Annotated in this window: 2 tRNA genes and 2 rRNA genes; all 4 read left to right on the top strand. The window is 55.3% G+C overall.

Features of this window, described 5'->3' with window-relative positions:
• Positions 1-492, top strand: a 16S ribosomal RNA gene (locus tag ASE86_RS11835); the annotation flags it as partial.
• Positions 493-669: 177 nt separating this feature from the next.
• Positions 670-746: transfer RNA gene (locus tag ASE86_RS11830), tRNA-Ile, on the top strand.
• A 121-nt stretch (positions 747-867) separates the two neighbouring features.
• A tRNA-Ala gene (locus tag ASE86_RS11825) sits at positions 868-943 on the top strand.
• A 330-nt stretch (positions 944-1,273) separates the two neighbouring features.
• A 23S ribosomal RNA gene (locus ASE86_RS11820) occupies positions 1,274-2,402 on the top strand; the annotation flags it as partial.

Raw genomic sequence — 2,402 nt, 5'->3', positions numbered from 1 at the left:
GCATGGCTGTCGTCAGCTCGTGTCGTGAGATGTTGGGTTAAGTCCCGCAACGAGCGCAACCCTCGCCTTTAGTTACCATCATTCAGTTGGGGACTCTAAAGGAACCGCCGGTGATAAGCCGGAGGAAGGTGGGGATGACGTCAAGTCCTCATGGCCCTTACGCGCTGGGCTACACACGTGCTACAATGGCAGATACAGTGGGCAGCAATCCCGCGAGGGTGAGCTAATCTCCAAAATCTGTCTCAGTTCGGATTGCACTCTGCAACTCGAGTGCATGAAGGCGGAATCGCTAGTAATCGCGGATCAGCATGCCGCGGTGAATACGTTCCCAGGCCTTGTACACACCGCCCGTCACACCATGGGAGTTGGATTCACCCGAAGGCGTTGCGCTAACTCAGCAATGAGAGGCAGGCGACCACGGTGGGTTTAGCGACTGGGGTGAAGTCGTAACAAGGTAGCCGTAGGGGAACCTGCGGCTGGATCACCTCCTTTCTAAGGATTTCGGCGGAAAGCGCCTCGGACTTCGGTTCGTGGAAGAGCTTCCTCCATTCCAAAGAACATAGCCGCCGTCCTCATGTCCCTTCATCAACTGGATACTGACCCTCGGGTCAGGTGCCTGAGCTGGCTCACGCCGCCCGCGGCCTTCATGGCCTGCTTGGGTTGTGCGATGGGCCGGTAGCTCAGGTGGTTAGAGCGCACGCCTGATAAGCGTGAGGTCGTAGGTTCAACTCCTACTCGGCCCACCATCGCGCAGTCAGCGAGGCGCCCTAGCGAAGCTAGAGCGCACGCTGACAAGTGCGGCCAGCGCAAGCACAGCGCGCCATAAGGCGCAGCTTTGCTGCGACTGACGGCGCGCGGAGTTGGTAGGGGGCTTTAGCTCAGCTGGGAGAGCGGTTGCTTTGCAAGCATCAGGTCATCGGTTCGATCCCGATAAGCTCCACCATCTCATCAAAGCTGCGTAGCAGCGAGATACATCCAGTTAGATGAAGATACGAAATCCGCTCGTTATAGAGCGGTTAGCGTCTGGCCTGAGGGCCAGTCAGCGTCTTTGACATTGTGAATGGGTTTTTCAAATCGATGCCGCGACGGCGTTGGTTTCAGCAGGCGGGCTTCGGCGCGTTCTGAGGGAGCGAATGTCGGTCGTAAGTAAAAAGGCTGAGATTTTTAACCACACCGGACCAGGCAGCGTTTGCCGAGTGGTTTCGCGTGCGACGGCTGAGGGCAACCTCAGGCGTTCTTCGCGATGCTCAGCGCTGTTGTTGGTGGTGTGGACTCTCAAGCGTGAGGTAAGGGCAATTCGTGGATGCCTAGGCATGTAGAGGCGATGAAGGACGTGGCACGCTGCGATAAGCGTGGGGGAGCTGTGAGCAAGCATTGATCCCACGATTTCCGAATGGGGAAACCCACCTATCCGATCAATCTCGAACGTTGTCGCAAGACGGCTGTCGGGGTTGGTTGGGCAAGGTATCTTGAGACTGAATTCATAGGTTTCGAGAAGCGAACCCGGCGAACTGAAACATCTCAGTAGCTGGAGGAAAAGACATCAACCGAGATTCCGTTAGTAGTGGCGAGCGAACGCGGACCAGGCCAGTGCCTGATATTCAACTAGCAGAACACTCTGGAAAGTGTGGCCATAGCGGGTGACAGCCCCGTATGCGAAAGTGATGTATCAGGACTCGAGTAGGGCGGGACACGTGTAATCCTGTCTGAACATAGGGGGACCACCCTCTAAGCCTAAATACTCCTACATGACCGATAGTGAACTAGTACCGTGAGGGAAAGGTGAAAAGCACCCCGATGAGGGGAGTGAAACAGTACCTGAAACGGATTGCCTACAAGCAGTGGGAGGGGTTTTATGCCCTGACCGCGTACCTCTTGCATAATGGGTCTGTGACTTAATGTACCAAGCAAGCTTAAGCCGATAGGTGTAGGCGCAGCGAAAGCGAGTCTGAATAGGGCGAATGAGTTTGGTGTATTAGACCCGAAACCCGGCGATCTAGGCATGACCAGGATGAAGGTGCGGTAACACGCACTGGAGGTCCGAACCGATTAACGTTGAAAAGTTACCGGATGAGTTGTGTTTAGGGGTGAAAGGCCAATCAAGCCGGGAAATAGCTGGTTCTCCGCGAAAACTATTGAGGTAGTGCCTCGAGCGAATACCCTAGGGGGTAGAGCACTGGATGGGCTAGGGCGGCGCGAGCTGTACCAAACCTAACCAAACTCCGAATACCTAGGAGTACTACTCGGGAGACAGACGGCGGGTGCTAAGGTCCGTCGTCAAAAGGGAAACAGCCCTGACCTACAGCTAAGGTCCCCAAGTCACGTCTAAGTGGGAAAGCATGTGGGAATCCCAAAACAACCAGGAGGTTGGCTTAGAAGCAGCCATCCTTTAAAGAAAGCGT

Origin of the sequence: Sphingomonas sp. Leaf33, assembly GCF_001421785.1 — a bacterium.
Lineage (GTDB): Bacteria > Pseudomonadota > Alphaproteobacteria > Sphingomonadales > Sphingomonadaceae > Sphingomonas.
This window is presented reverse-complemented; position numbering and strand designations above follow the sequence as displayed.